This window comes from Allobosea sp. CS1GBMeth4 (assembly GCF_900185715.1).
In the GTDB taxonomy this organism is placed as follows: Bacteria; Pseudomonadota; Alphaproteobacteria; order Rhizobiales; family Beijerinckiaceae; genus Allobosea.
In genome coordinates this window covers 99797-124702 of the sequence record NZ_FYAS01000006.1, presented here as the reverse complement: position 1 = coordinate 124702, position 24906 = coordinate 99797, and the positions used below count along the sequence as shown (strand labels likewise).

The 24906-nt window shown below is 69.3% G+C and carries 24 protein-coding genes; 11 read left to right on the top strand and 13 right to left on the bottom strand.

The window, feature by feature from the left end; translation table 11 throughout:
* Window positions 1–141: 141 nt before the first annotated feature.
* The 7 genes from CS1GBM4_RS03275 to CS1GBM4_RS03245 all read left to right on the top strand — a co-directional run bounded on the left by CS1GBM4_RS03275 (window position 142) and on the right by CS1GBM4_RS03245 (window position 8034).
* Window positions 142–1089 (top strand): isoaspartyl peptidase/L-asparaginase, encoded by a 948-nt coding sequence (locus CS1GBM4_RS03275; RefSeq protein ID WP_186417257.1) that lies wholly within the window; start codon window positions 142–144, stop codon window positions 1087–1089.
* Window positions 1086–2126, top strand: coding sequence for a ketopantoate reductase family protein (locus CS1GBM4_RS03270; protein ID WP_186417256.1), 1041 nt, complete (start codon window positions 1086–1088; stop codon window positions 2124–2126). Before CS1GBM4_RS03275 ends, CS1GBM4_RS03270 begins: the two co-directional genes overlap by 4 nt.
* Window positions 2099–2854, top strand: a complete 756-nt coding sequence (locus CS1GBM4_RS03265) for an SDR family NAD(P)-dependent oxidoreductase (protein WP_186417255.1) — start codon at window positions 2099–2101, stop codon at window positions 2852–2854. Before CS1GBM4_RS03270 ends, CS1GBM4_RS03265 begins: the two co-directional genes overlap by 28 nt.
* Window positions 2855–3069: 215 nt before the next feature.
* Entirely contained in the window at window positions 3070–4278 is a 1209-nt protein-coding gene (locus CS1GBM4_RS03260) for an ABC transporter substrate-binding protein (RefSeq protein WP_186417254.1), read from the top strand.
* Between the two features lie 210 nt (window positions 4279–4488).
* The gene (locus tag CS1GBM4_RS03255; protein WP_186417253.1) at window positions 4489–6381 is read left to right on the top strand and encodes an ABC transporter permease; all 1893 of its coding nucleotides are present in this window, start codon (window positions 4489–4491) and stop codon (window positions 6379–6381) included.
* On the top strand, window positions 6378–7139 hold the full coding sequence (locus CS1GBM4_RS03250) for an ABC transporter ATP-binding protein (protein ID WP_186417252.1): 762 nt from the start codon (window positions 6378–6380) through the stop codon (window positions 7137–7139). Before CS1GBM4_RS03255 ends, CS1GBM4_RS03250 begins: the two co-directional genes overlap by 4 nt.
* Window positions 7140–7320: 181 nt before the next feature.
* On the top strand, window positions 7321–8034 hold the full coding sequence (locus CS1GBM4_RS03245) for an ABC transporter ATP-binding protein (RefSeq protein WP_186417251.1): 714 nt from the start codon (window positions 7321–7323) through the stop codon (window positions 8032–8034).
* Window positions 8035–8255: 221 nt separating this feature from the next.
* On the opposite strand, the gene CS1GBM4_RS03240 is transcribed toward CS1GBM4_RS03245, so the two are convergent.
* The 4 genes from CS1GBM4_RS03240 to CS1GBM4_RS03225 are packed head-to-tail and all read right to left on the bottom strand — an operon-like array spanning window position 8256 to window position 11153.
* The gene (locus CS1GBM4_RS03240) at window positions 8256–9053 is read right to left on the bottom strand and encodes a MetQ/NlpA family ABC transporter substrate-binding protein (RefSeq protein WP_186417250.1); all 798 of its coding nucleotides are present in this window, start codon (window positions 9051–9053) and stop codon (window positions 8256–8258) included.
* A gap of 45 nt (window positions 9054–9098) precedes the next feature.
* Window positions 9099–9764 (bottom strand): methionine ABC transporter permease, encoded by a 666-nt coding sequence (locus tag CS1GBM4_RS03235; RefSeq protein ID WP_186417249.1) that lies wholly within the window; start codon window positions 9762–9764, stop codon window positions 9099–9101.
* Window positions 9754–10863 (bottom strand): methionine ABC transporter ATP-binding protein, encoded by a 1110-nt coding sequence (locus CS1GBM4_RS03230; protein WP_244607017.1) that lies wholly within the window; start codon window positions 10861–10863, stop codon window positions 9754–9756. The genes CS1GBM4_RS03235 and CS1GBM4_RS03230 overlap by 11 nt, the downstream gene beginning before the upstream one ends.
* Window positions 10864–10919: 56 nt before the next feature.
* The gene (locus tag CS1GBM4_RS03225; protein ID WP_186417247.1) at window positions 10920–11153 is read right to left on the bottom strand and encodes a hypothetical protein; all 234 of its coding nucleotides are present in this window, start codon (window positions 11151–11153) and stop codon (window positions 10920–10922) included.
* Window positions 11154–11620: 467 nt separating this feature from the next.
* Between CS1GBM4_RS03225 and CS1GBM4_RS03220 the strand changes: the two genes are divergently transcribed.
* Window positions 11621–12331 carry a hypothetical protein gene (locus tag CS1GBM4_RS03220; protein ID WP_186417246.1) on the top strand — a complete coding sequence of 237 codons (711 nt, stop codon included), beginning with the start codon at window positions 11621–11623 and terminating at the stop codon, window positions 12329–12331.
* A gap of 9 nt (window positions 12332–12340) precedes the next feature.
* Here the strand turns inward: CS1GBM4_RS03220 and CS1GBM4_RS03215 are convergent, their stop codons facing one another.
* The 3 genes from CS1GBM4_RS03215 to CS1GBM4_RS03205 all read right to left on the bottom strand — a co-directional run bounded on the left by CS1GBM4_RS03215 (window position 12341) and on the right by CS1GBM4_RS03205 (window position 13372).
* On the bottom strand, window positions 12341–12547 hold the full coding sequence (locus tag CS1GBM4_RS03215; RefSeq protein WP_186417245.1) for a hypothetical protein: 207 nt from the start codon (window positions 12545–12547) through the stop codon (window positions 12341–12343).
* Window positions 12548–12556: 9 nt separating this feature from the next.
* The gene (locus tag CS1GBM4_RS03210; protein WP_186417244.1) at window positions 12557–12784 is read right to left on the bottom strand and encodes a hypothetical protein; all 228 of its coding nucleotides are present in this window, start codon (window positions 12782–12784) and stop codon (window positions 12557–12559) included.
* Window positions 12785–12943: 159 nt separating this feature from the next.
* Window positions 12944–13372, bottom strand: coding sequence for a DUF2267 domain-containing protein (locus tag CS1GBM4_RS03205; protein WP_186417243.1), 429 nt, complete (start codon window positions 13370–13372; stop codon window positions 12944–12946).
* Between the two features lie 124 nt (window positions 13373–13496).
* Here CS1GBM4_RS03205 and CS1GBM4_RS03200 point away from each other — a divergent pair, with 124 nt between their 5' ends.
* Window positions 13497–13790 (top strand): hypothetical protein, encoded by a 294-nt coding sequence (locus CS1GBM4_RS03200; protein WP_186417242.1) that lies wholly within the window; start codon window positions 13497–13499, stop codon window positions 13788–13790.
* Between the two features lie 986 nt (window positions 13791–14776).
* Here CS1GBM4_RS03200 and CS1GBM4_RS03195 read toward each other — a convergent pair.
* Entirely contained in the window at window positions 14777–15115 is a 339-nt protein-coding gene (locus CS1GBM4_RS03195) for a DUF559 domain-containing protein (protein ID WP_186417241.1), read from the bottom strand.
* A gap of 233 nt (window positions 15116–15348) precedes the next feature.
* Complete coding sequence (gene uvrB, locus CS1GBM4_RS03190) at window positions 15349–18033, bottom strand: excinuclease ABC subunit UvrB (RefSeq protein ID WP_186417240.1); 2685 nt, start codon at window positions 18031–18033, stop codon at window positions 15349–15351.
* 240 nt (window positions 18034–18273) lie between these two features.
* Between uvrB and CS1GBM4_RS03185 the strand changes: the two genes are divergently transcribed.
* Window positions 18274–19602, top strand: a complete 1329-nt coding sequence (locus CS1GBM4_RS03185) for an esterase-like activity of phytase family protein (protein ID WP_244607022.1) — start codon at window positions 18274–18276, stop codon at window positions 19600–19602.
* A gap of 200 nt (window positions 19603–19802) precedes the next feature.
* Window positions 19803–20162 (top strand): SPW repeat protein, encoded by a 360-nt coding sequence (locus CS1GBM4_RS03180; RefSeq protein WP_244607016.1) that lies wholly within the window; start codon window positions 19803–19805, stop codon window positions 20160–20162.
* 43 nt (window positions 20163–20205) lie between these two features.
* Here the strand turns inward: CS1GBM4_RS03180 and CS1GBM4_RS03175 are convergent, their stop codons facing one another.
* The 4 genes from CS1GBM4_RS03175 to CS1GBM4_RS03160 all read right to left on the bottom strand — a co-directional run bounded on the left by CS1GBM4_RS03175 (window position 20206) and on the right by CS1GBM4_RS03160 (window position 24780).
* A complete protein-coding gene (locus CS1GBM4_RS03175; protein WP_186417237.1) occupies window positions 20206–20985 on the bottom strand; it encodes an ATP-binding cassette domain-containing protein in 780 nt (259 codons plus the stop codon).
* Between the two features lie 10 nt (window positions 20986–20995).
* Entirely contained in the window at window positions 20996–22249 is a 1254-nt protein-coding gene (locus CS1GBM4_RS03170) for a sugar ABC transporter permease (RefSeq protein WP_244607021.1), read from the bottom strand.
* A 43-nt stretch (window positions 22250–22292) separates the two neighbouring features.
* Entirely contained in the window at window positions 22293–23339 is a 1047-nt protein-coding gene (xylF, locus tag CS1GBM4_RS03165) for a D-xylose ABC transporter substrate-binding protein (RefSeq protein WP_244607020.1), read from the bottom strand.
* A gap of 205 nt (window positions 23340–23544) precedes the next feature.
* Window positions 23545–24780 (bottom strand): hypothetical protein, encoded by a 1236-nt coding sequence (locus CS1GBM4_RS03160; RefSeq protein ID WP_186417235.1) that lies wholly within the window; start codon window positions 24778–24780, stop codon window positions 23545–23547.
* Between the last annotated feature and the right edge of the window lie 126 nt (window positions 24781–24906).

The following is a 24906-nucleotide window of genomic DNA, read 5'->3' as shown; positions in this document are numbered from 1 at the left end:
TGGCAGCGCGAAGCGCTGACGGATGAGGGAAGGACAGGCGCAACCTGTCCGGCTCCAGCCCGGTCGCACCGCCCTCATCCGTCTGCTCCGCAGACACCTTCTCCCCGAGGGGAGAAGGATTTGGCGTCAAGGATCCTGGATATGACCATCGCCCTCGCCATCCATGGCGGCTGCGGCACCCTGCCCAAGGCCGAGATGACCGACGCCGAATGGGCCGAGGCCAAGGCCGATCTCGCCAAGTCGCTGCGGGCGGGCTGGCGGATCCTCGCCAAGGGCGGCAGCGCGGTCGACGCGGTCGAGGCCGCGGTGCTGGTGATGGAGGATTCGATCCATTTCAATGCCGGCCGCGGCGCCGCCTTCAACGCCGATGGCGAGCATGAGCTCGACGCCTCGATCATGGACGGCTCGACCCTGGCCGCCGGCGCGGTCTGCGCGGCCAAGCGCATCCGCAATCCGGTCAGCGCCGCCAAGGCGCTGATGCACCACGGCGATCCGCTGCTGCTGACCGGGCCGGCGGCCGACGCCTTCGCCCAGACGGAAGGGCTCGACATCGTCGAGAACGGCTATTTCTCGACCGAGCGGCGGCGCAAGAACCTGGCCTCGATGAAGATCCGCGAGCTCGTCGGCACGACCGACGAGGCGAGCGAGGCCGAGAAGCACGGCACGGTCGGCGCGGTGGCGCTCGATTCCCACGGCCATCTCGCCGCCGCGACCTCGACCGGCGGCTACACCAACAAGCCGCCCGGTCGTGTCGGCGATTCCCCGATCATCGGCGCCGGCACCTATGCCCGCGACGGGCGCTGCGCGGTGTCGGGCACCGGCAAAGGCGAGTTCTTCATCCGCTACTGCGTCGGCCACGAGATCGCGTCGCTGATCGGCTATGCCGGCCTCTCGCTGAAGGAGGCATCCGACCGCGCCATCGCCGAACTGACCGCGCACAGGATCGGGGCCGGGCTGGTCGCCGTCGGCGCCGACGGCACGATCGTCGCGCCCTACAATTCCGAGGGCATGTATCGCGGCTGGGTGACGCCCGACGGGCTCGTCCATGTCGGGACCCATGCCGAAGTCGAGGTGATGGGGCAGGCATGAGCGGCGAACCCATCCTGATCTGGGGCGCCGGGGCGATCGGCGGCACGCTCGGCGCCTATTGGGCGAGGGCCGGGGTGCCGGTGCTGCTGGTCGACATCGTCGCCGAGCATGTCGAGGCCTGCCGGACATCGGGGCTCGCGATCACCGGGCCGGTCGAGGAATTCCGGCAGGTCGTGCCGGCGGTGACGCCGCAGGCGCTGGCGGGAACCTATTCGCGCATCGTGCTGGCGGTGAAGGCCGGGGCGACCGAGACCGCGCTCGCCGCGCTGGCGCCGCATCTCGGCGATGACGGCCTCGTGCTCTCGGCCCAGAACGGCCTCAACGAGATCACCATCGCCAAGGCGGTCGGCGAAGCGCGGACCATGGGCTGCTTCGTCAATTTCGGCGCCGACTGGCATGGGCCCGGCGAGATCCTCTACGGCAATCGCGGTGCCGTCGTCGTCGGCGAGCTCGATGGGACGATGACCGGCCGGGTCCGCGAAATGCACCGCCTGCTCAGGCTGTTCGAGCCGGAGGCGATCCTGACCGACAACATCTACGGCTATCTCTGGGGAAAGCTCGCCTATGGCGCGATGCTGTTCGGCACCGCCCTGACCAACGATTCGATGTCGGCGAACTTCGCCGACCCGCAGCGCCTGCCGGTCTGGCTCGCGCTCGGGCGCGAGGTCGGCGCCGTCGCGGCGGCGCGCGGCGTCACCTCGCTCGGCTTCGGCGAGTTCGATCCGGCCGTGTTCGCGCCCGGTGCGCCGGAAGGCCCCCAGATCAGGGCCATCGCCTGGCTCGCCGACTACACGTCGAAGACGGCCAAGACCCATTCCGGCATCTGGCGCGACCTCGCCGTGCGCAAGCGCAAGACCGAAGCCGGGCCGCAGATCGGCATCGTCTCGGCGCTCGGCCGCGAGGCCGGCGTCGCGACGCCGGCGCTCGAGACACTGGTCACCCTGATCCACGATGTCGAGGACGGGCGCCGCCCGATGTCGTTCGACACGCTGAAGGTCCTGATCGAACAATGCAGATCCGCTTCGACGGCCGCGTAGCCCTCGTCACCGGCGCAGCCCAGGGCATCGGCCGCGCCATCGCCGCCGCGCTGGCCGAGGCCGGCGCGAAGGTCCATCTCGCCGATCTCGACGCGGACGGCGTCGCCGCCAGCGCGAAAGCGCTCGGCGCGGCCGCCCATGTCGCCGATCTCGGCGATCCAGAGGCCGCCAGGGAGCTGGTCGGCGCGATCCTCGCCGGCGACGGCCGGCTCGACCTGCTGGTCAATGCCGCCGGCGGCGTGCGCGGCCAGGTCGGGCGGCCGATCGAGGAGATCTCCGAGAGCGACTGGCGCGCCGTCTTCGCCGCGAATGTCGACGCAGCCTTCTTCCTGTCGCAGGCCGCGGCCCCCACGATGAAGCACGCCGGCTACGGCCGGATCGTCAACATTTCGTCGGGCGCCGGCCTGCGGCCGAGCCTCACCGGCATCCAGGCCTATGCCAGCGCCAAGCACGCCCTGGTCGGGCTGACCCGGCAGCTCGCCTGGGAGTTCGGCCCGCACGGCATCACGGTGAACTCGGTCGCGCCCGGCTTCGTGCGCTCCAATCCGGCGACCGAGCGGCAATGGCAGAGCTATGGCCCGGAGGGCCAGAAGCGGCTGATCGAGGGCATCCATACCCGCCGCCTCGGCACGCCGGAGGACATCGCCCATGCCGGCCTGTTCTTCCTCTCCGAGCAGGCGGGCTGGGTGACCGGCCAGGTGCTCTCCGTCGACGGCGGGCGGTCCTGAAGGGCCAGGCGCCCGCAATGCTCGGCGCGGCACCGGCGCAGCGAAGCCTCGTTTTCGGCGATTGACAAACGGCGAAACGCAGCGGAGATTTCATACGCATACAAACGAATTTCCACCCCGGCTTGACGCCGCCCGGCGCTCTGGCCTACGGTAGGAAACCGCGCAGCGAGGGGCTGCGGATGCGTAAGGCCAGCGTTCAACGGGAGAGCCATCGAATGGACCGTCGCCAATTCGTCAGCGGAGCTGCGCTCGGCGCCGTCACGCTGGCCACGCCGTCGCTGCTGCGCGCCCAGGGCGCGCCGATCAAGATCGGCGAGATCAACAGCTACACCTCGCAGCCGGCCTTCCTGAAGCCCTATCGTCAGGGCTGGGAGCTGGCGCTGGAACAGGTCAACGCCGCCGGCGGCGTGCTCGGCCGCAAGGTCGAGACGCTGTTCCGCGACGATGCCGGCAAGCCCGAGGATTCGGTGCGGCTCGCCGGCGAACTGATCAACGCGGAGAAGGTCGATCTGCTCTCGGGCGGCTTCCTCTCCAATGTCGGCCTCGCCATCGCCGACTACGCCCTGCAGAACAAGCGGCTCTACGTCGCCTCCGAGCCGCTGTCGGACGCGATCGTCTGGGCCAAGGGCAACCGCTACACCTTCCGCCTGCGGCCTTCGACCTACATGCAGGCGGCGATGCTGGTCGAGGAAGCGGCCAAGCTCCCGGCGAAGAAATGGGCCACGGTGGCGCCGAACTACGAATACGGCCAGTCGGCGGTGAAATGGTTCAAGGAGCTGCTGAAGAAGGCCAAGCCCGATGTCGAGTTCGTCGCCGAGCAGTTCCCGGCGCTCGGCCGCATCGATGCCGGCGCGACCGTGCAGGCGCTCGAGGCGGCCAAGCCCGACGCGATCTTCAACGTCACCTTCGCCGCCGACCTCTCGAACTTCGTGCGCCAGGGCAACACCCGCGGGCTGTTCGAGGGCCGCACCGTGGTCTCGATGCTGACCGGCGAGCCGGAATATCTCGACCCGCTCGGGGCCGAGACGCCGGTCGGCTGGATCGTCACCGGCTATCCGCACGCCGACATCCAGACGCCCGACCACGTCAAGTTCCGCGACGCCTACAAGGCGAAGTACAACGACTATCCGCGCCTCGGCTCCGTCGTCGGCTACGACACGATGAACGCCATCGCCGCGGGTCTCGCCAAGGCCGGCTCGACCGACAACGAGAAGCTGGTCGACGCGCTGAAGGGGCTGAAGTTCACCTCGGCCTTCGGCCCGGTCGAGTTCCGCGCCTCCGACCATCAGGCGACGCTCGGGGCCTATGTCGGCAAGACCGCGGTCAAGGACGGCAAGGGCGTGATGGTCGACTGGCGCTATGCCGACGGCGCCAAGTACCTGCCGTCGGACGCAGAGGTGAAGACGCTTCGCCCGGCGGGCTGAAGCCGTGCTTCCCCTCCCCCTTTGGGGAGGGGCAGGGGTGGGCGGCGCAAAGCCGGAGCTCATCGCTCCGAGCGGTAGTGCGTGCCTGATGCCGATCGCCTTCACGACACCCGCTGCGCCCAGTCGTTCGCCCCCCACCCCTGCCCCCTCCCCACGAGGGGGAGGGGTTCGCGTCGCGGTCCGCCTGCTCAACAGAAAGAGCCGATTAGCATGATCGATCTGATCTTCGCGCAGACGCTCAACGGCCTGGCCTCGGCCTCGTCGCTCTTCCTCGTCGCCTGCGGGCTGTCGATCATCTTCGGCGTGACGCGGATCGTGAACTTCGCGCACGGCTCCTTCTACATGCTCGGCGCCTATCTCGCCTTCACGCTGGTCTCGCGTTTCGGGCCGGCCGACGCGCTCGGCTTCTGGGGCGGCGTGCTGCTGGCGGCGGTTATCGTCGCGGCGCTCGGCGCCCTCGTCGAGATCGTGATCCTGCGCCGGATCTACCAGGCGCCCGAGCTGTTCCAGCTGCTCGCCACCTTCGGCCTGGTGCTGATGGTGCAGGACATCGCGCTCGGCATCTGGGGGCCGGAAGACAAGCTCGGCCCGCGCGCGCCCGGCTTCAAGAGCTTCGTCGTGCTGATGGGCAGCCGCTTTCCGAGCTACGAGCTCTTCCTGATCGTGGTCGGGCCGATCATGCTCGGCCTGCTCTGGTTCCTGTTCCAGAAGACGCGCTGGGGCACGCTGGTCAGAGCCGCGACGCAGGACCGCGAGATGGTCGGCGCGCTCGGCGTCAACCAGCGCCTGCTCTTCACCTCGGTCTTCGCCTTCGGCGCCGGCCTGGCCGCGCTCGGCGGCGCCCTGCAGCTCCCGCGCGAGGCGGTGAACCTGCACATGGACCTCTCGATGATCTCGGAGGCCTTCGTGGTCGTGGTCGTCGGCGGGCTCGGCAGCGTCACCGGCGCCTATCTCGCCGCGGTGCTGATCGGCATCATCCACGCCTTCGGCATCCTGATCTTCCCGAAGATCACGCTGGTGCTGGTCTTCCTGGTGATGGCCGTCGTCCTCGTGATCAAGCCCTACGGCCTGATGGGCAGGCGTCCGGTCGGCAGCACCCATGCCCATGGCCCGGTCGAGCCGCTGCTGCTGCCGGCGAGCGCCAATGTCAGGCTGATCGGCCTCGCCGCGCTCACCGTGCTGCTGATCGCGCCTTTCATCGTCGCCGACCATTGGCTGCTTACGCTGACCGAGCTCTCGATCTTCGCGCTCTTCGCGGCCTCGCTGCACTTCATGATGGGCCCGGGCGGCATGGCCTCCTTCGGCCATGCCGCCTATTTCGGCCTCGGCGCCTATGGCGCGGCACTGGCGGTGAAATGGCTGGGCATGCCGATGGTGCCGGCGCTCGCCTTCGCGCCCTTCCTCGCCGGCATCGCCGGCGTCGTCTTCGGCTGGTTCTGCGTGCGGCTCTCCGGCGTCTACCTCGCCATGCTGACGCTGGCCTTCGCCCAGATCGCCTGGGCGACCGCCTTCCAATGGGTCGACCTCACCGGCGGCGACAACGGCATTCTCGGTGTTTGGCCGGCGGCCTGGGCGGCTCCGAAGCTGGTCTACTACTATCTCGCGCTGGCGATCTGCGTCGTCGCCATCCTCGCCTTGCGGATCATCGTCTTCGCGCCCTTCGGCTATGCGCTCCGGGCCGGGCGCGACAGCCCGCTCAGGGCCGAGGCGATCGGCCTGCCGGTGATGCGCATCCAGTGGATCGCCTTCATCATCGCGGCGATCGCGGCCGGAATCGCCGGCGCCCTCTTCGCCTTTTTCAAGGGCTCGGTCTTCCCGACCTATATGGCGATCCCGCGCTCGGTCGACGGGCTGCTGATGGTGCTGCTCGGCGGCGTCCAGACCGTCTCGGGTCCGATCGTCGGCGCCTTCGCCTTCATGGGCCTGCAGGAGCAGCTGATGAAGGCGACGATGTACTGGCGCTTCGTCATGGGCGCCTCGATCGTCCTGCTCGTCATCCTGTTCCCGCGCGGTCTCGTCGGGACCGCCCTCGCCTTGGCCGAGCGGCGCCGCGAGGCCGGGTCCGCCGCTCCCGCCGCCGCCAACCCGGAGCCCGCCCGATGAGTCCGGTCCTCGAGGTCCGCAATCTCGGCAAATCCTTCGGCGGCGTGCGCGCGGTCGACGATGTCAGCTTCTCGGTCGAGGCCGGCAAGCTGCTCGCGCTGATCGGCCCGAACGGAGCCGGCAAGACGACCTGCTTCAACATGCTGAACGGCCAGCTCCCGTCCGACCGCGGCGAGGTGATCTTCGACGGCAGGACGATCACCGGCCTGAAGCCGCGCGAGGTCTGGCGGCTCGGCGTCGGGCGTACCTTCCAGATCACAGCGACCTTCGCCTCGATGAGCGTGCGCGAGAACGTGCAGATGGCGCTGGTCTCGCATGCCGGCGAGAGCTGGAAATTGTTCGGCCGCGCCAAAGACCGCCATGTCGCCGAGGCCGATGCGCTGCTGAAGCAGGTCGGCATGCTCGACCAGGCCGAGCGGGCCTGCGGCGTGCTCGCCTATGGCGACCTGAAGCGGGTCGAGCTCGCGGTCGCGATCGCCAACCAGCCGAAGCTCCTGCTGATGGACGAGCCGACCGCCGGAATGGCGCCGCGCGAGCGCATCGCGCTGATGGCGCTGACCGCCGAGATCGCGCGGGAGCGCGGCATCGCCGTGCTGTTCACCGAGCACGACATGGACGTGGTCTTCGCCCATTCGGACGCGATCCTGGTGCTCGACCGCGGCAGGCTGATCGCCAAGGGCCGGGCCGAGGAGGTGCGCAACGATCCGGCCGTGCGCGCGGTCTATCTCGGCTCCGGCGCGACCTCGGGAGGCCATTGAACATGCATTATTGCACCGGAACCTCGCCGTCTTTCCGGGACGCGGCGCAGCAGCGGGCCCGGAATCCAGAACCGCTGGCGACATTCGAGAAATCACGACGGTGCCACTTCGTTTCGCAGGGCATCGGTTCTGGATTCCGGGCTCTTCGCTCCGCGAAGCCCCGGAATGACGGCGGGCAGAGATGACCCGGCCCATGCTCGAGATCGAAGGGCTCAACGCCTTTTACGGCCGCGCCCACATCCTGCACGATGTCGGCTTCTCGATGGGACGCGGCGAGGTGCTGGCCCTGATGGGCCGCAACGGCGCCGGCAAGTCGACGACGATGAAGGCGGTGATGGGGCTGGTACCGCCGCAGGCGGGCCGCGTCGCCTTCGAGGGCCAGGAGATCGTCGGCCGCGAGCCGTTCGAGATCGCCCGCCTCGGCATCGGCTATGTGCCGGAGGAGCGCCGCGTCTTCTCCGAACTCAGCGTGATGGAGAATCTCTCCGTCGCGCAGCGGCCGAAGCGCGAGGGGGCGCCGCACTGGACGCCGGAGCGCCTGTTCCAGCTCTTCCCCAATCTCGGCCGCATGCGCGACCGGCCGGGCGGGGCGATGTCGGGCGGCGAGCAGCAGATGCTCACCATCGCCCGCACGCTGATGGGCAATCCCAAGCTCGTCCTGCTCGACGAGCCTTCCGAGGGCCTCGCGCCGGTGATCGTCGAGGAGATGGCGAAGACCATCCTGGCGCTGAAGGGCGAGGGGCTCTCGGTGCTGATCTCCGAGCAGAACCTGCACTTCGCCGGCTCGGTCGCCGACCGCGTCGCCATCATCGAGAAGGGCCTGATCCGCTTCACCGGCACGATGGACGAGCTCAAGGCCGACGAGGCGGTGCGGGCGCAGTATCTCTCGGTGTGATCGTCGCGCTCCAACCTACCTGAGTCATCCCGGGCGACCGAAGGGAGACCCGGGATCCAGTCCGGAACATCGCCGATAAAGGTTCCGGAATGGATCCCGGATCGGCGCCGCTTCGCGGCTTGTCCGGGATGACAAGAGCAGGGTTGAAACGAAAAACCCCGGAAGCTCGCGCTTCCGGGGCAGGTGCCCGACCAGGACCGTCCAGCCGGGAGGGAGGAGCCTTACCAGCCGGCGAGGACCGAGCCCTTGAAGCGCTCGGCGACGAAGGCCTTGACCTCGGGGGTGTGGTAGGAATCGAGCAGCGCCTTGACCCAGGGCTTGTCCTTGTCGGCCTCGCGCACGGCGATCAGGTTGACATAGGGGCCCTTCGGATCCTCGCGCAGGATCGCCGAGGTCGGCTCGATCTTGGCGTCGACGGCGTAGTTGGTGTTGATCGCGGCGGCGGCGACGTCGGCGAGCGAGCGCGGCGTCTGGGCGGCCTCGATCTCGATGATCTTCAGCTTCTTCGGGTTGCTGACGATGTCGGCGACGCTCGGCTTGAAGCCGACGCCGTCCTTGAGCTTGATCGCGCCCTTGTCCTGCAGCAGCAGCAGCGAGCGGCCGCCATTGGTCGGGTCGTTCTGGATCGCGACGGTCGCGCCATCCGGCACCTCGGCCCAGCTCTTGTACTTCGACGAATAGATGCCGAGCGGGAAGTTCACGGTCAGGCCGACGCTGACCAGCTTGAAGCCGCGATCCTTCACCTGGTTGTCGAGATAGGGCTGATTCTGGAAGGAGTTCGCCTCGAGCTCGCCGGCGGCCAGCGCCTGGTTCGGCACGACATAGTCGGAGAACTCGATGATCTTGAGGTCGAGGCCCTTCCTGGCGGCGATCGGCTTCACCTTTTCGAGGATCTCGGCATGCGGGCCGGGCGAGACGCCGATGCGGATCACCTGGTTCTGCTGGGCGAGCGCCGGGCCGGCGAGGACCAGCGAGGCGGCGAGGCCGAGCGCGAAGCGGCGGCTGAAGAGGGTGGACATGATGGCTCCTTGGTGAACTTGAACGGGTTGGAAAGGGGAAATCGATCAGGCGTGGCGCAGGCGCTTGTTGAGGCGGCGCGAGAGGCGGTCGCCGACGCTCTGCACCGTCTGGACGAGGACGATCAGCACGGCGACGACGATCGCCATCACATCCGGCATGAAGCGCTGATAGCCGTAGCGGATGCCGAGATCGCCCAAGCCGCCGCCGCCGACCGCGCCGACCATGGCCGAGAAGCCGAGCAGGCTGACCAGCGCCAGGGTCAGGCCGAGCACGATCGCCGGCAGCGCCTCGGGCACCAGCACCTTGCGGACGATCTGCAGCGGGGTCGCGCCCATCGAGCGCGCCGCCTCGACCAGGCCCTGATCGACCTCGCGGATGGCGCCCTCGATCAGGCGGGCGATGAAGGGGGTCGCGGCCACGGTCAACGGCACGGTCGCGGCGAAGGTGCCGATCGAGGTCCCGGCGATCAGCCGGGTGAAGGGGATGATCGCGACGACCAGGATGATGAAGGGCGTCGAACGCGTCGCGTTGACCAGCGCACCGAGCACCGCGTTGACCACGGGCGCCGCGAAGAGCTCGCCCTTCTTGCTGGTGGCGAGGAAGACGCCGAGCGGCAGGCCGAGCGCGGTGCCGAGGCCGGCGGCGATGGCGACCATCAGCAGCGTATCGCCGGTCGCCTCGACGATCAGTCGAATGAGTTCAGGAGACATGGCCGACCAGCTCCGCCTTGAGATCGAGGGATTTCAGCGCACCGAGGACGGCGGCGAGCTCGGGCTCGCCCGCCGGCACCGAGACCAGCAGGCTGCCGAAGGGCTTGTCGCCGATCGCGTCGATGCGGCCGGCAAGTATGTTGACGTCGACGCCGACCACGGTGGCGAGGCGGCTGATCACCGGCGCCGTCGCGTTCCCGCCGGTGAAGGCGATGCGCAGCACGGCGCTGTCGCCGGCGAGCGCCTGCTCATGGATGCGGCCGGCCAGGTATTCGGGAATCTCGACGCCGGTCACCGCCTCGACGAAGCTCGCCGTGGTCGGATGGCGCGGCCGGGTCATCACCGCGAAGGTCTCGCCTTCCTCGACGATGCGGCCGCCCTCGATCACCGCGACGCGGTCGCAGATCTCCTTGATGACGGGAATCTCGTGGGTGATCAGCAGGATGGTGATGCCGAGCTCGCGATTGACCTGCTTGAGCAAAGCGAGGATCGAACGGGTCGTCTCGGGATCGAGCGCCGAGGTCGCCTCGTCGCAGAGCAGCACCTTCGGCTCGGTGGCGAGCGCGCGCGCGATGCCGACACGCTGCTTCTGGCCGCCGGAGAGCTCGGCCGGATAGCGCTCGCTCTTGTCGGCGAGGCCGACGAGCGCGAGCAGGCGGCCGACCTGCGCCGCGATCTTCGCCCTGGGCACACCGGCGATCTCCAGCGGCAACGCGACATTGTCGAAGACGGTGCGCGAGGAGAGCAGGTTGAAATGCTGGAAGACCATGCCGGTCGAGCGCCGGCGCTCGCGCCAGCCGGCCTCGGTCAGGCTGGTGACCTCCTCGCCCTCGATCAGGATGCGGCCGGAAGTGGCGCGCTCCAGCCCGTTGACCAGACGGATCAGCGTCGACTTGCCGGCGCCGGAGCGGCCGATCACGCCGACGATGCTGCCGCGCGGCACAGCGAGGTCGACACCGGCGAGCGCGGTCACCGGCTCCTGGCTGTCGCGGCCGGGATAAGTCTTGCCGACCGCTTCGAAGCGGATGAGCGCATCGACGGGCGGTGCGGTGACGAGGCCGTCGACGCGCAGCGCCTCGGGCTTCACGGGGGCGTTCATCATATCCTCGAAAATGCGTGTGGCAGGACCGGTTCGGGTTGGGAGCCGCCGGCTCCTCAGGCTGCCAGCGGCAGGCCGTGGCGCCGCGCGGTGACGAGCTGGCGCGCCGCCAGCTCGGCCGCGACCGGCGTCGCGAAGCGCTGGCCTTCGAGCCGGTCGAAGGCCGCCGAAGCGGAGATGAAGGTGTAGAAGCGCTCGTCGGCGCCGCGGGCGACAAGGCCCGCCTGGGTCTCGCCGATCTCGATGACATAGGCCTGGCGAGCCGGCGTGATCTGGGACTGGAACGACATGACGATCTTCGCCGCGTGGCGGCGCCCTGTGCTGTAGCGATGTCGGAATGATGCCGGAAACGGCGTCAGCGCTGGATCAGCGGCGACAACAGCACATCATCGAACGGCGGAGCGGTTCGACAGGGCGGAGAACGGAGCCGGTCATGTTCATCTCCTCATATCCAGGAGCCCACGACCACGTCGTGGCGCTTTAGCGTTTGGTGACGCGGCGCAAGCTGCTCGCTCAAATCTCCGCGGTCGTCGGCGTGCCGATGACGAAGCCAATCTAGGACGAGGCGTTCCGCATGTCAATCCAAACGTTCTTTTAAAAGTACAGCGGATTCGGGAAGAGGCTTTCGCGGTGGCGCCGGGGGCGGAAACTTTCTTTTCGGGCGTAGCCCGTTCCCACCCCGGCCGGGAGCGGGGTGCCCGTCTGGCGTCGCCGGGCCGACCTGCTATCGTCCCCACCGATTCAGGGCGGGGGCGGGATGAGCGACAGGACGGACAGCGCCGGCATCATGGACGGGCGGATGACGCTGCCGGGCGTGGCCGGCGCCTATGTCCAGGACGCGGCGCGGCCGCTCGCCTTCGCGGCGGAGGGGCTGGTCGCGGTCGCGGGCCATGAGTGGCGCGACGGCGCGCTGCACGATGCCGGTCGGATCGAGGGCGAGGCCCGGCCGGACGGCGCGCGGCTCGCCCGGATCGGCCAGGCGGGGCCGTCGCAGGAGCTCGCGCTGACCATCCGCGCCTTTCCAGGCGAGAGCGCGCCGCTGCTCCGGCTCAGCCTGCCCGCCGGAGCGCAGGGCGATCTCGACGAACGCCTCGCCGCCGAGCTCTTCCTGCCGCAGCCGCTGTTCGCGGGGCTGCGGCGCGACCTCGCCGAAGGCCGCGCCGGCCACCTGTCCTTCACGGCGACGACCAATCTCTGGCTGCGCGAGGGCGCCGGCGAGGACGAGCCGATCTTCCATCTCGCGCCGCAGGCCGAGGGCCGGGCAGCGCAGGCGCATGGCAGGGTGCACGCGATCAGCTGGCGGGCCGGTCCCGGCCCCGGCCGGGGCGCGGCCGCCGACCCGGATCATGCGCCCGAGGGCGAGCCCCCGGAGGACCCGGTCGCCGAGCAGCTCCGGCGGATCAACTGGAGCCTGAAGCAGGTCCTGATCGTACTCGCCTTCCTGATGCTGATCGTCGCGCTGAAATAGCGGCCGCGCTCACGAGCGCCGGTTGTGCTCGGTCTCGTAGCGCTGCTCGCTCTCGATCCACTTGCCGTCCTGGCCGCGGGCGCGGTTGTGCTGCGCCTTGTCGCGGTTCGAGAGCACCTTGTTGTCGGGCAGCGCCTGCGGCCGCGTGCTCATCGCGCCGCTGCCGTCGCCCTTGCCCTGCGTGCCCGGTCCGAGCTTCCTGCCGGCCTGTGCCATGCCTGCCTCCTATCGCTTGTTCGGGGCGCCGCGCCCGTTGCGCAGCACCGCCTTGCCGATGCCGCCGAGCGCGTTGACGTCGTTCTCGAGATCACCCTCGACCGTGTTGGCGCCGGCGAGCTCCTCGAAATCCTCGGCGCGCGCGCCGGCGCGGGTCGCGCCCTTCGAGGCGCCGATCAGCGGGTTGCCGCGCAGATCCGCATCGCTCGGCCGCCGGGTCTTGCGATGCCTGTTCATCGCCTCCCTCCTGCTCGTCTCCCAGCCTCGCCAATCCAACGCCAAGACGCCCGGAAAGGTTCGCGGCGAACCTCGGCCACCGAGCTGCGTTGTCCCAGGCGCAGATCAGGAGCAGCCCATGCCCGACATCCGTCCCGCCGCCAGCGGCGTCGCAGCCGCTCAGCCGTCCGGAACCGCCCAGAACGCCCGCGCCTCCGGCGGCAGCGCGTCGAGCATGCGCCGGAAGGCGTCGCGGTCGACATGGCGCCAGAGCGCGGCGGCGACATCGGCGATGCCGCTCTCGGGGAGGATGCTGTGATCGGTACGGAACGCCATCGCCTCCTTCGCCAGCTCGGCGCGCGAGGCGAAGGGCTTTTGCGCCTCGCCCGGCCGCCAGCCGAGCAGGAACATGGCGCCGAGGATCGCCGGCAGGGCCTGCGCGAAGGCGACCGTCTGCGCCACGCTCAGCCGCGCCCGGAAGGTGACGAAGACGGCGAGCACCGATTGCCAGCTCTGGTTCGTCGTGGCGTGGCCGAGCTGGTCGCGCGCGTCGACGAGGAAGCGCTCGAGGTCACGCGAGGCCCGGAGGAAGTCGCCCGGCACGGTCATGGCCACAATCCTAGCGCGCCGGCACGGCGCCCGGAACCGCGGCAGATGAACGCAAGCCGACCATCCCGTTCAGGCTGGGTTCCCCCGGCGTCCGCTTGAATCGCCACAACCAAAGGAGATGTCCATGCGCAAGTTTCTCATCGCCGCGGCCCTCGCGCTCGCCGCCGCCGCCACGCCGGCAGCGGCCGGCGAGGCCTTCGGCGGCGCCGCCGCGCTCGACAGGCTCGAGGCCAGCTATGTCCGCCACACCCGCGAGCACCGGATGTGGGAGATCGAGCGCAATCTCGAGCGCCGCGACCGCTATGAGCGCCGCCACCGCTATCGCGACGATTACGGCCATGGCTACCGTCGCGGCGGCCCGCCGCCCTGGGCCCCGGCCCATGGCCGGCGCGCGCATGATCGCTACGACCGCTTCTGAGCGGCCGCCCGCGCCCTTCGCCTCCCCCTGTCCCCCAAGGGCGAAGGGCGCGGGATCCCCTCTCCTGTAAGGAGAGGGGTCGGGGTGAGGTGTAGGCGGCTGGACCAGCGCCGCGAGCGCCCACCGCGCGGCCGGGTTCAGGCTAGCGATTCCTCTCCCGAACACCTCATCCCTGCCCTTCTCCTTCCAGGAGAAGGGTTCTGCGTCGTGCCTCCCGCGCCCAAGCTTTTCCCCGCCCGCAGGCTGATCCCGCGGGCGTCGTGCAGATGAGGGGCAGCGGAGCGCCGCGAGGCGCGTTGGTAGAGATCCGCATCCGTGAGCCAGGACGCGGCGCGGATGGATTGAGCCACCATCCGCACGCCCCGTGGCGCTCCGCCAGGCGGCGATTTGAAAGCTCCGGGCCGCGCTTCTGCGAAGCCGGTGGCGGGCGCGCCGCGCGGCCCTCGGACGCCAGTAGCCTTCTTCAGGCCGTCGCGTCCTCGAGCCGTCGCGCCGGCTGGTCGCCGCCGCTTCATCTAGCGAGCTCCTCGCGCAGGGATCGTAATGTCCCCAGGTCGGTTCCCGAAGCCTCCCGGGAGCGAGGCGCAACCCTCGCCCGCAGGCGCCGCACCCACCCCACCAATCAGCATGCCTCCGGTTGGCCGCCCCTCGGGGATGGGATGGCCGGGAGTATACGGGAGGTTCGGAGGGCGGGGATAAGTTGCCGAACTATCCCCGTTGGGCGCTGGAACCTCGACGGAACCCCTCTCCCGCATCGAAGTCGGGTCTACCCGACTTCGATCACTCTGAGAGCTGATCTCGGGCAGGCCCGAGATCAGTGGAGAGGGGCAGGGGTGAGGGACCGCCGCTGATTACTGAAACACGGCGGCACCGCTGCGCCTCCTGCGGTGAGGGCGGGCCCTCATCCGGCGCTCCGCGCCACCTTCTCCCATCCGGGAGAAGGCTGGGTCGAGGTTCCGGCGCCTCTCTCTCTCAGGTTCGCCCGCCTAAACCCTCAGCGCCGCCCTGATCGCTGCGACGAACTCGTCGCGATCGTCCAGCACCTGCCGGTTGGCGAAGCGCAGCACGGTGAAGCCGTGCCGCTCGATCTCCTGCGTCCGTGCCGCGTCGTAATCCCGCTCATGATCATGCTGGACGCCGTCCAGCTCGACGATCAGCCGGCGCTCGATGCAGACGAAATCGACGGTGTAGCCGAGCAGCGGCACCTGCCGCCGGAACCGAAGGCCGTCGAGCCGGCGATGACGCAGCAGCTCCCACGCAGCCTCCTCGGCCGGCGTCGCGCGCCGGCGCAGCCTGCGGGCGAAGCTGCGTTGCTCGTTGGTCATCGGACGAGGATGCCTCGGCGGGCGCTGCAACCGCAACGGCCTCGCTGGGAATGGATCACCTGAACCTCGTCCCAACCTTCTCCCGAATGGGAGAAGGTGGCGCGGAGCGCCGGATGAGGGCCTGCCCTCGCCGATTGAGGCCGCAGCGGCGCCGTTGCGTTCAGACAATCAGCGGCGGGCCCAAGCAACCGTACCGGCTCAATAAATGCTCCGAAGCGCGATCGGCGAACTGGCTACCTCCTTCTCCCCCGCCTCTCCTCCGCCCCCTTCGGCCGCGATTCCGGCACCGGGCCCATCTCGTCGAGCGTCGGCTTCCTGACGCGCGACGTCCCGGTCAGCAGCGGGCTCGGCTTGTCGCCGCGCTTCGGCCGCCCCTCGCCGCCGCCCCAATTGTGCGGGCCCATATCGGCGTCGGTCGGCTTGCGGGCGCGGGTCGGCAGGTTGGCCGAGGCGCCATAGCTGCGCTCGCCCTTGTACTTGCCGGCGCTCGCCTCGACCTCGCCCTGCCGCGCCAGCGGGTCGTCGGCGATGGCGAGCTCGGTCGCCTGCAGGCGCTTGATCTCGTCGCGCAGGCGGGCGGCGGTCTCGAATTCGAGGTCGGCGGCGGCCTCGCGCATGCGCTTCTCGAGATCGGCGATCGCGGCTTTCAGGTTGTGGCCGGCGATGGGCGCCTCGACCAGGCCCTTGTCGACGGTGACGTGGTCGCGCTCGTAGACCGAGCCGAGGATGTCGCCGATGGCGCGCTTGATCGTCTGCGGGGTGATGCCGTGCGCGGCATTGTAGGCGAGCTGCTTCTCGCGGCGGCGATTGGTCTCGGCCAGGGCCCGCTCCATCGAGCCGGTGACCTGGTCGGCATAGAGCACGACCTTGCCGTCGACATTGCGCGCGGCGCGGCCGATGGTCTGGATCAGCGAGGTCTCGGAGCGCAGGAAGCCCTCCTTGTCGGCGTCGAGAATGGCGACGAAGCCGCATTCGGGGATGTCGAGGCCCTCGCGCAGCAGGTTGATGCCGACCAGCACGTCGAAGGCGCCGAGGCGCAGATCGCGCAGGATCTCGATGCGCTCGATCGTGTCGATGTCGGAATGCATGTAGCGCACGCGCACGCCGTTCTCGTGCAGGTACTCGGTCAGGTCCTCGGCCATGCGCTTGGTCAGCACGGTGACGAGGGTGCGGTAGCCCTTGGCCGTGACCTCCCTGACCTCGTCGAGGAGATCCGCGACCTGGTGCTTGGCCGGGCGGATCTCGACCGGCGGGTCGATCAGCCCGGTCGGGCGGATGACCTGCTCGGTGAAGACGCCGCCGGTCTGCTCCATCTCCCAGCCGCCGGGCGTCGCCGAGACATGGATCGAGGCCGGACGCATCGCGTCCCATTCCTCGAAGCGCAAGGGCCGGTTGTCCATGCAGGAGGGCAGGCGGAAGCCGTATTCGGCGAGCGTCGCCTTGCGGCGGAAGTCGCCTTTGTACATGGCGCCGATCTGCGGCACGGTGACATGGCTCTCATCGGTGAAGACGAGGGCGTTGTCGGGCAGGTATTCGAACAGGGTCGGCGGCGGCTCGCCCGGCTTGCGGCCGGTGAGATAGCGCGAATAGTTCTCGATGCCGTTGCAGGAGCCGGTCGCCTCGATCATCTCGATGTCGAAGGTGCAGCGCTGGTCGAGCCTTTGCGCCTCGAGATAGCGGCCCATGCGGTTGAGCTCGTCGAGGCGGGCCTTGAGCTCCTCCTTGATCGACTTGACCGCCTGGTTCAGCGTCGGGCGCGGCGTGGTGTAGTGCGAATTGCCGTAGACCTTGATGAATTCGAGCTCGCCGGTCTTCTGTCCCGTCAGGGGATCAAACTCGGAGATCGACTCGACCTCGTCGCCGAACAGGCCGATGCGCCAGGCGCGGTCCTCATAGTGGGCAGGAAAGAGCTCGACCGTGTCGCCGCGCACGCGGAAGGTGCCGCGCGCAAAATCGTGCTGGGTGCGCTTGTATTGCAGCGCCACCAGGTCGGCGATCAGCTGGCGCTGCTCGATGCGCTCGCCGAGCTTCAGCGAGAAGGTCATCGCCGTATAGGTCTCGACCGAGCCGATACCGTAGATGCAGGAGACGCTAGCGACGATGATGACGTCGTCGCGCTCGAGCAGCGAGCGCGTCGCCGAATGGCGCATGCGGTCGATCTGCTCGTTGATCGAGGATTCCTTCTCGATATAGGTGTCGGAGCGCGGGACGTAGGCCTCCGGCTGGTAGTAGTCGTAATAGGAGACGAAGTACTCGACCGCGTTGTCGGGGAAGAAGCTCTTGAACTCGCCGTAGAGCTGCGCGGCCAGGGTCTTGTTGGGGGCGAGGATCAGCGCCGGGCGCTGCGTCTCCTCGATCACCTTGGCCATGGTGAAGGTCTTGCCCGAGCCGGTGACGCCGAGCAGGACCTGGTCGCGCTCCTGCCGGCGGATGCCGTCGACGAGATCGGCGATCGCGGCCGGCTGGTCGCCGGAGGGCTCGAAGTCCGAGACCATCTTGAAGCGGATGCCGCCTTCCGACTTCTCCGGCCGCTCGGGCCGGTGCGGCGTCCAGGGCTTGCCGGGCGCGATGAAGGGGCTGCCGGTCTCGAGCAGATGCTGCAGCGACTTCGCCGTCAGCGAGGCGGCGGTGTCGCCGTCGGAATCGGCGAAGGCGGCGTCCGCCTTCTTGGACAGCTTCCGCTTCTTCTCCGGAGCGGCCTCGTAGCCGGCCTGCGGCGTATCCTTGAAGCCGGCGGCGCCGCCCGGCACCGCCTTGCCGCGGTTGATCGCCGGGTTGAGCAGGTCGGCGAGATAGCCGTCGAGCGGCACGAGCTCGGGCTTGCTCGCCTTGGAGTTCGGCGTGCGCAGCGGCTTCTTCGCGGCTTTCGCCTTGGCGGCGGGCGCGGTGTCGGAGATCTTGTCGACGCTTTTCGGCATGGCGGCAATATGGGGGCGATTTGCGGCCGAAGCGAGAGGGCCCGGCGCGGCGGGGATGCGATTGGTGACAGCAGCTGGCAGGAGGGCGATGCGCCGTCCGAACGGCGGCGCGTCACGCAAGCGTCACGGCGCTGTCGCGCGGCTGCAAGGTCCGGGCGCGAAGCGGGGGTGTCCCGCCCTTCCGCAACGGAGCGTCCCATGCGCCTGCGCCTCGCCGCCGCCCTCCTCCTGTCGTCCACCATGCTCGCCGGCGCGCAGGATGCGCCGCAGGGAGCGCCGAAAGAGTTCCCGGCCAGGCTGGTCGGCCATGCTTTGCTGCCGGCCGACAGCATCATCCCGGCCCCGGCCGACGCGCCGGCCGACCTCAAGGTCTCCGGCAAGTTCACGACGCCGGGCAAGCGCGTCGAGCAGATCGGCAGCGTGATGGGTCTTTCGGGCGGGCGGCCGACCGGCCTTTCCACGCCCTTCGCCGGCCAGCCGGTGCAGGGCTTCTCCGGCATCCGCTCGCTGGGGAATGGCGAGTTCCTGGTGCTGACCGACAACGGCTTCGGCTCGAAGGTCAACTCGCCGGACGCGATGCTGTTCTTCCACCGGCTCAAGGCCGATTTCGCGGCCGGCAGGATCGAGCGCGTCGCGACCACCTTCCTGCACGATCCCGACAAGAAGGTGCCGTTCCGCATCGTCCACGAGGGCACCGAGAAGCGCTATCTGACCGGCGCCGATTTCGACCCGGAATCGATCCAGCCGATCGGCGGCAAATACTGGATCGGCGAGGAATTCGGCCCCTATCTGATCCGCGTCGACGCCAGCGGCAAGGTCGAGGCCGTGTTCGAGACCATGGTCGACGGCAAGCCGGCGCGCTCGCCCGACCATTACGCGCTGACCACGCCGGCGGCGCCGAACCTGCCGGTCGCGTTCAATGTCCGCCGCTCCAAGGGCTATGAGGGCATGGCGCAGTCGCCCGACGGGCGCTTCCTCTATCCGCTGCTGGAGGGCCCGCTCTGGAACGCCGAGACCAAGGGCAATGAGGAGGTCGACGGCAAGGAGGTGCTGCGCATCCTCGAATTCGACGTGCAGAACGAAAAATGGACCGGCCGCTCCTGGTTCTTCCCGCTCGAGCAGAAGGGCCTCGCCATCGGCGATTTCAACATGATCGACGCGACGACGGCGCTGATCATCGAACGGGACAATGGCGAGGGCACCGCCGACAAGGCCTGCGCCGCCGGCCAGAAGGGCCCGGACTGCTTCCACGACCTCGCGACGTTCAAGCGCATCGTCAAGATCGAGATGAACGACGCCAATGTCGGCAAGAGCGTGCGCAAGATCGGCCATATCGACCTGATGAAGATCGCCGATCCCGACCGGAAGGCGAAGCAGGGCGCGATCGACGGCGTGCTGCCCTTCCCGTTCTTCACCATCGAGAATGTCGATGTGGTCGATCTGGCGGGCGGCATCATCGTCGTCGGCAACGACAACAACCTGCCCTTCTCCTCCTCGCGCGACCCGAAGAAGGCGGACGACAACGAGCTGGTGCTGCTCTCGGTGAAGGAGCTGCTCGCGGCGAAGTAGGCGCGTCTTCGCCAAGTCACGGTGAAGTCGAGTCCCACGAGTCGCCCAGTCGTCATCTGTCGTCATGGCCGGCTCGCGCCGGCCATGATCGTTTTCGCCCTGTTGTTGAGCCGCCTCGACTTTAGGCGTATGATGATTTCGACCAAGCGCCTCGTGCGCGGGGCGCCGTGGCCGGATGATCGTCACTGATGGAGGTGATCATGATGACCGCGACGACTGGAAAGCGGCCGCAGGACTGGCTCAACCTGATCCTCGGGGCCGTTCTGTTCATCTCGCCCTGGGCGATGGGCTTCGTGGCGGAGACCATGCCGACCCGCAATGCCTGGCTGGTCGGCGCCGTGCTCGCCGTGATCGCGATCGCGGCGCTCACCGCCTTCGCCGAATGGGAGGAATGGGTGAACCTGGCGCTCGGCCTCTGGCTGATCGCCGCGCCCTGGATGCTCGGCTTCACCGGCAACTTCACCGCGTTCTGGACGCATCTGGCGCTCGGCCTGCTGACGGCCGCGGTCTCGGCCTGGGCGGTCTGGGACTACCGGCACGAGCCGCACGCCACCGCCTGAGCGACCGGCCGGGCCCGCCGCCGGGCGGGCCCGGTTCTTCGCTCTAGCTTCGCAGCGCGCCCGGCCCCGGCACAGCACCCGGCGGGCACTTGCCCGAGATGATCATGCCCAGCACCTCGTCCTGCGTGACGTCGCGGACATGGGCGGTGCCGACCACCTTGCCGTTCTTCATCACGCTGACGCGGTCGGCGAGATCGAAGACGTCGTGCAGATCGTGGCTGATCAGGAAGATGCCGATGCCCTGCTTCTTCAGTTCGAGGATGAGATCGGCGACCTGCTTGGTCTCGGCGGGCCCCAGCGCCGCGGTCGGCTCGTCCATGATCAGCACGCGGGCGTTGAAGTAGATGGCGCGCGCGATCGCGACCGACTGGCGCTGGCCGCCTGAGAGCGCCTTCACCGGCTCCTTGAAGCGGCGGAAATGCGGGTTGAGCCGCCCCATCACCTTGCGGGTCTCGGATTCCATGGCGCTGTCGTCGAGCGTGCCCCAGGAGGTCAGCAGCTCGCGGCCGAGGAAGATGTTGGCGGCGGCGTCGACATTGTCGGCGAGCGCGAGCGTCTGGTAGATCGTCTCGATGCCGTGGCGCTTGGCGTCGCGCGGCGAGGAGATCGACACCGGCTCGCCGGCGATCCTGATCTCGCCGGCGTCGGCGCGATAGGCCCCCGACAGGATCTTGATCAGCGTCGACTTGCCGGCGCCGTTATGGCCGAGCAGGCCGACGACCTCGCCGGCATGGAGATCGAGGCTGGCATGGTCGACCGCCTTGATGCCGCCGAAGGCGATCGAGATCTCGCGCATCTCGACGAGCGGCGTGGTCATGTCCATGGCGCCCTCCTCACCCGAGCCGCTTGCGATAGAGCCCGTCGAGCCAGACGGCGAGGACGAGCACGATGCCGACGACGATGTTCTGCAGGGGCGTGTCGACGCCGATCAGCACCATGCCGGATTGCAGCGACTGCATCACCAGCGCCCCCAGCATCGCGCCGGCGATGGTGCCGACGCCGCCGGCGAGCGACGTGCCGCCGATCACCGCCGCGGCGATGACGTAGAGCTCGTCGAGCTGGCCGGCCGAATTGGTCGCGGCATTGAGCCGGGCGGTCGAGATGCAGGCGGCGATGCCGACCAGAACCCCCATCAGCCCGTAGACCAGCATCAGCACCTTGCGCGTGTTGACACCGGAGAGCTGCGCCGCCTCGGGATTGCCGCCGATCGAGAAGACATAGCGGCCGAAGCGCAGGCGCCGCGCCAGGAAGCTCATGGCGACGCCGACCGCGAGCGCGAGCAGCACCGGCACGGCGAGGCCATGGCCGATGACGAGCCCGCCGGCGGGCCAGGTGCCGCCCTTCGCCTCGACCAGGCGGCGGGCGACGCCGGCCGGAAGGGCATAGGCGTTGGCGATCGTCACCGCGCCGAGCACGGTGCCGCAGGCGAGCGCGGCGAGCGCGATCTCGGCCCAGAGCGGGCGCAGGGCGAAGCCGTAGCGCTTGCGCCGGCGCCGGGCGAAAGCCATGCCCGCGACGATCAGGGCGCAGATGACGAGGCCGATCGCCCAGGAGGCGGAGGTGCCGATCGCGCCCTCGATGCCGCCGCCGAGCGGGCGGAAGCGCGAATCCATCGGCGCGATGGTCTGGCCTTGCGTGACCCACCAGGCGCCGCCGCGCCAGACCAGCAGCCCGCCGAGCGTGACGATGAAGGAGGGAATCGCGAGATAGGCGATCAGCGCGCCCTGGAACAGGCCGATCAGCCCGCCGAGCGCGATCGCCGCCGCGATCGAGAGCAGCCAGGTGGCGGGGTGCTCGAAGCCGAGCAGCTCGGGCAGCAGCCGCGCCTGGACGAGGCCCACGACCATGCCGACGAAGCCGAGCATGGAGCCGACCGAGAGGTCGATGTTGCGGGTGACGATGACCAGCACCATGCCGCAGGCCATCACCGCGATCGAGGCGGTCTGGACCGAAAGGTTCCAGAGGTTGCGCGGCGTGAGGAAGGCGCCGCCCGAGAGCCAGTCGAAGCCGAGCCAGACGGCCGCCAGCGCGGCGATCATGCCGATCATCCGCGCGTCGAACTCGATGGCGCGCAGATGATCGGCCAGCGTTTTCGCGTCCGGCGCCGGCTGGGCCGGCGCGGGGGCGAGTTCAGTCACAGGCCTTGACCTTGCCGGCGGCGACGCCCTGGCAGACGGCGGCCTTCGGCGCCCAGCCGGCCTCGATCACGACGCCGAGATTGTCCTTCGTCACCGGCACCGGCTTGAGGAAGAGCGCGGTCATCTTCGCCTTGGCCGGCCCCTGATCCCAGGCGGTCGCGCCGGCGATCTCGTTCAGCCTGGCGCCGCCGGCGAGCTTGATCGCGATCTCGGCGGCGTTGCGCCCGAGCTCGCGCGCATCCTTCCAGATCGTCACCGTCTGGGTGCCGAGCGCGACGCGGTTGAGGGCGGCGCGGTCGGCGTCCTGGCCGGAGACCGGGACCGAGCCGGCGAGGCCCTGGGCCGCCATGGCGGCGATGGCGCCGCCCGCCGTGCCGTCATTGGCGGCGACGACGGCGTCGACCTTGTTGGCGTTGCGCGTCAGGAACTGCTCCATGTTGCGCTGTGCGTTGGCCGGCAGCCAGCCGTCGGTATAGGCCTCGCCGACATTCTTGATCCTGCCGGCGTCGATCGCGGGTTTGAGCACCTCGATCGAGCCCTGATAGAGGAAGTTGGCGTTCGGGTCGGCGCTCGAGCCCTTGATGAAGACGTAGTTGCCTTCCGGCTTCGCCTTCTGGATCTCGCGCGCCATCATGCGGCCGACCTCGACATTGTCGAAGGTCAGGTAGAAGGCCTGCGGGATCTCGATCAGCCGGTCGTAGCCGACCACCGCGATACCCTCGTCGACCGCCTTCTGCACCGCCGGGCGGATCGCCTGCGCATCCTGCGCCAGCACGATGATCGCCTTGGCGCCGCGCGCGATCAGGCTCTCGACATCGGTGAGCTGCTTGGCGGGCGAGGATTGCGCATCGGCCGAGAGATAGGTGCCGCCGACCTTCTCGATCGCGGCCTTGATCGCCGCCTCGTCGGTCTTCCAGCGCTCCTCCTGGAAATTCGACCAGCTCACGCCGACGACCGGGCCCTTGCCCTGGGCGAAGGCGGGACAGGCGCTGCCGAAGGCCGCGAGCGCGAGGCCCGCGGCGAGAAGATGGCGTCTCAACACGGCGTTTCTCCCTCGTTTGCGACCGCCTCGATGGCGCGGCTCGTCGGATTGGGAGGAAGGTGAGCCCATCGCATCGGGCCCGTCAAGCCGGCGCCACGCAAAAACTGAGGGGCGCACCTCATTTTGTGCGGCCGAGCGCGCGAGCGGCAGGCGGACCGGTTCCAAACGGGAGCTTCGGCGCCGTGCGCGAGACGGAGCGGCGTCAGCGGCAGACCGCGTTGCGCAGCGTCGGCAGGCGCAGGAGCTCGGCCGCCGTGCCGCTGCGCTGCCAGCTCGCGGGGTTGCCGTCCTCCGCCGGCGGCTCGATCTTCAGCGACACCGCGGTCCTGTCGGTGAGGCCGCACAGCGTCTCGCGCAGGATGTCGGCGGTCATCGGCGCTTCGGGATCGCTGCCGTCCTCGTTGCGCGCGACGATGGGCGGGCCGTTCGGCAGCGACAGCGTGACGGTGCGCAGCCGCGTCGGGATCGGCGCGTCGCCGAAGAGGAGCCGCATCCGCAGGGCTGCGGTCTGCTGGTAGCGCCCCTCGCCGATCGACAGCGCGAGCCGCAGCCTGCCGCCGCGATGCGGGCCGAGCTCGACCGAGCCGATCGGCGTCGCCGGGGCGACCAGCGTCGCCGGGAGCACCGCGGCCGCATTGAGGTTCGCGGGCGCTCTCGGCGCCTGAGAGGCTCGCAGCCCCGAGAAGGCGAGCGTGGCCGAGCCGAGCTCCGTCGCGATCGTGGTCGCCAGCATCTCGTCGGGCTTGAGGTAGCGCATCGTGTCGGCGGGCGTGGATACCGTCACCTCCAGGAAAGAGCGATCGAGCCCCATGGCGTCGAGATGGCGCCTCATCCTGGCGTCGATCTCGCCGGTCGCCTGCTCCTGCTTGACCGTGCGCGTCTCGGTTCTCTCGTCGACCAGTTCCTTGCGCCCGCGCACGATCTTGTAATCGCGCACCGTCGTCGTCTCGGTCTCGACGATGGTCTGCTGGTGCACGCCGATGCGCGATTGCGGCGGGATGATCCGGCGCTGCCCGCCTGCGAGGAAGAGCGTGCAGGCCGAGGCGCAGAGCGGGCTGCGCTCGTCGATCGTGCCGAGCGCGGGGTCGCGCTGGCTGAAGACGGTGCGGGCGACGGCGATGTCGAGGCCGCTCTTGCGGGCGAGCTCGCCCATCGCGATCGCGACCTCGACCGTGCCGCCGGTCGAGTAGACCAGCAGCGGCACCTTGCGCCCGTTCAGGCTCGCGAGCGCACGACGCAATTCGCCGAGCGTCTCGCTGGTGATCGCACCCTGGGCAGCGAGCCATTCCCGGCAATCGGGTTCGCATGGCTCGGGGCTGCGCGTCAGCACGATGCGCATCGGCTCCGGCTGCGGCGCGGCGGCGGGCTTGTCCTGCGCCATGGCCGGCAGGACGGTCAGAGACAGGACGAACGCCAGAAAAAGGGCGATGCGCGTCACGAAGTCAGCGGCCTCCGCTGCGGTTGCGCAAGGGAAACCCAGGCGCAGGGATTTGACAACAGCCTCCCCGCCCCGTCGCGCGGGCAGGGAGACAGGGTTGATGCTTTGGCTGTGCCGTTGGGCGGC

What these genes read in the sequence shown, in the direction of transcription:
- uvrB (WP_186417240.1), bottom strand. Translation starts at nt 18,033, where the DNA reads ATGCCGAAAAGCGTCGACAAGATCTCCGACACCGCGCCCGCCGCCAAG.
- CS1GBM4_RS03265 (WP_186417255.1), top strand. Translation starts at nt 2,099, where the DNA reads ATGCAGATCCGCTTCGACGGCCGCGTAGCCCTCGTCACCGGCGCAGCC.
- CS1GBM4_RS03245 (WP_186417251.1), top strand. Translation starts at nt 7,321, where the DNA reads ATGACCCGGCCCATGCTCGAGATCGAAGGGCTCAACGCCTTTTACGGC.
- CS1GBM4_RS03220 (WP_186417246.1), top strand. Translation starts at nt 11,621, where the DNA reads ATGAGCGACAGGACGGACAGCGCCGGCATCATGGACGGGCGGATGACG.
- CS1GBM4_RS03200 (WP_186417242.1), top strand. Translation starts at nt 13,497, where the DNA reads ATGCGCAAGTTTCTCATCGCCGCGGCCCTCGCGCTCGCCGCCGCCGCC.
- CS1GBM4_RS03230 (WP_244607017.1), bottom strand. Translation starts at nt 10,863, where the DNA reads ATGAACGCCCCCGTGAAGCCCGAGGCGCTGCGCGTCGACGGCCTCGTC.
- CS1GBM4_RS03185 (WP_244607022.1), top strand. Translation starts at nt 18,274, where the DNA reads ATGCTCGCCGGCGCGCAGGATGCGCCGCAGGGAGCGCCGAAAGAGTTC.
- CS1GBM4_RS03175 (WP_186417237.1), bottom strand. Translation starts at nt 20,985, where the DNA reads ATGGACATGACCACGCCGCTCGTCGAGATGCGCGAGATCTCGATCGCC.
- CS1GBM4_RS03275 (WP_186417257.1), top strand. Translation starts at nt 142, where the DNA reads ATGACCATCGCCCTCGCCATCCATGGCGGCTGCGGCACCCTGCCCAAG.
- CS1GBM4_RS03260 (WP_186417254.1), top strand. Translation starts at nt 3,070, where the DNA reads ATGGACCGTCGCCAATTCGTCAGCGGAGCTGCGCTCGGCGCCGTCACG.
- CS1GBM4_RS03180 (WP_244607016.1), top strand. Translation starts at nt 19,803, where the DNA reads ATGATGACCGCGACGACTGGAAAGCGGCCGCAGGACTGGCTCAACCTG.
- CS1GBM4_RS03240 (WP_186417250.1), bottom strand. Translation starts at nt 9,053, where the DNA reads ATGTCCACCCTCTTCAGCCGCCGCTTCGCGCTCGGCCTCGCCGCCTCG.
- CS1GBM4_RS03235 (WP_186417249.1), bottom strand. Translation starts at nt 9,764, where the DNA reads ATGTCTCCTGAACTCATTCGACTGATCGTCGAGGCGACCGGCGATACG.
- CS1GBM4_RS03225 (WP_186417247.1), bottom strand. Translation starts at nt 11,153, where the DNA reads ATGTCGTTCCAGTCCCAGATCACGCCGGCTCGCCAGGCCTATGTCATC.
- CS1GBM4_RS03210 (WP_186417244.1), bottom strand. Translation starts at nt 12,784, where the DNA reads ATGAACAGGCATCGCAAGACCCGGCGGCCGAGCGATGCGGATCTGCGC.
- CS1GBM4_RS03205 (WP_186417243.1), bottom strand. Translation starts at nt 13,372, where the DNA reads ATGACCGTGCCGGGCGACTTCCTCCGGGCCTCGCGTGACCTCGAGCGC.
- CS1GBM4_RS03255 (WP_186417253.1), top strand. Translation starts at nt 4,489, where the DNA reads ATGATCGATCTGATCTTCGCGCAGACGCTCAACGGCCTGGCCTCGGCC.
- CS1GBM4_RS03215 (WP_186417245.1), bottom strand. Translation starts at nt 12,547, where the DNA reads ATGGCACAGGCCGGCAGGAAGCTCGGACCGGGCACGCAGGGCAAGGGC.
- CS1GBM4_RS03250 (WP_186417252.1), top strand. Translation starts at nt 6,378, where the DNA reads ATGAGTCCGGTCCTCGAGGTCCGCAATCTCGGCAAATCCTTCGGCGGC.
- CS1GBM4_RS03270 (WP_186417256.1), top strand. Translation starts at nt 1,086, where the DNA reads ATGAGCGGCGAACCCATCCTGATCTGGGGCGCCGGGGCGATCGGCGGC.
- CS1GBM4_RS03195 (WP_186417241.1), bottom strand. Translation starts at nt 15,115, where the DNA reads ATGACCAACGAGCAACGCAGCTTCGCCCGCAGGCTGCGCCGGCGCGCG.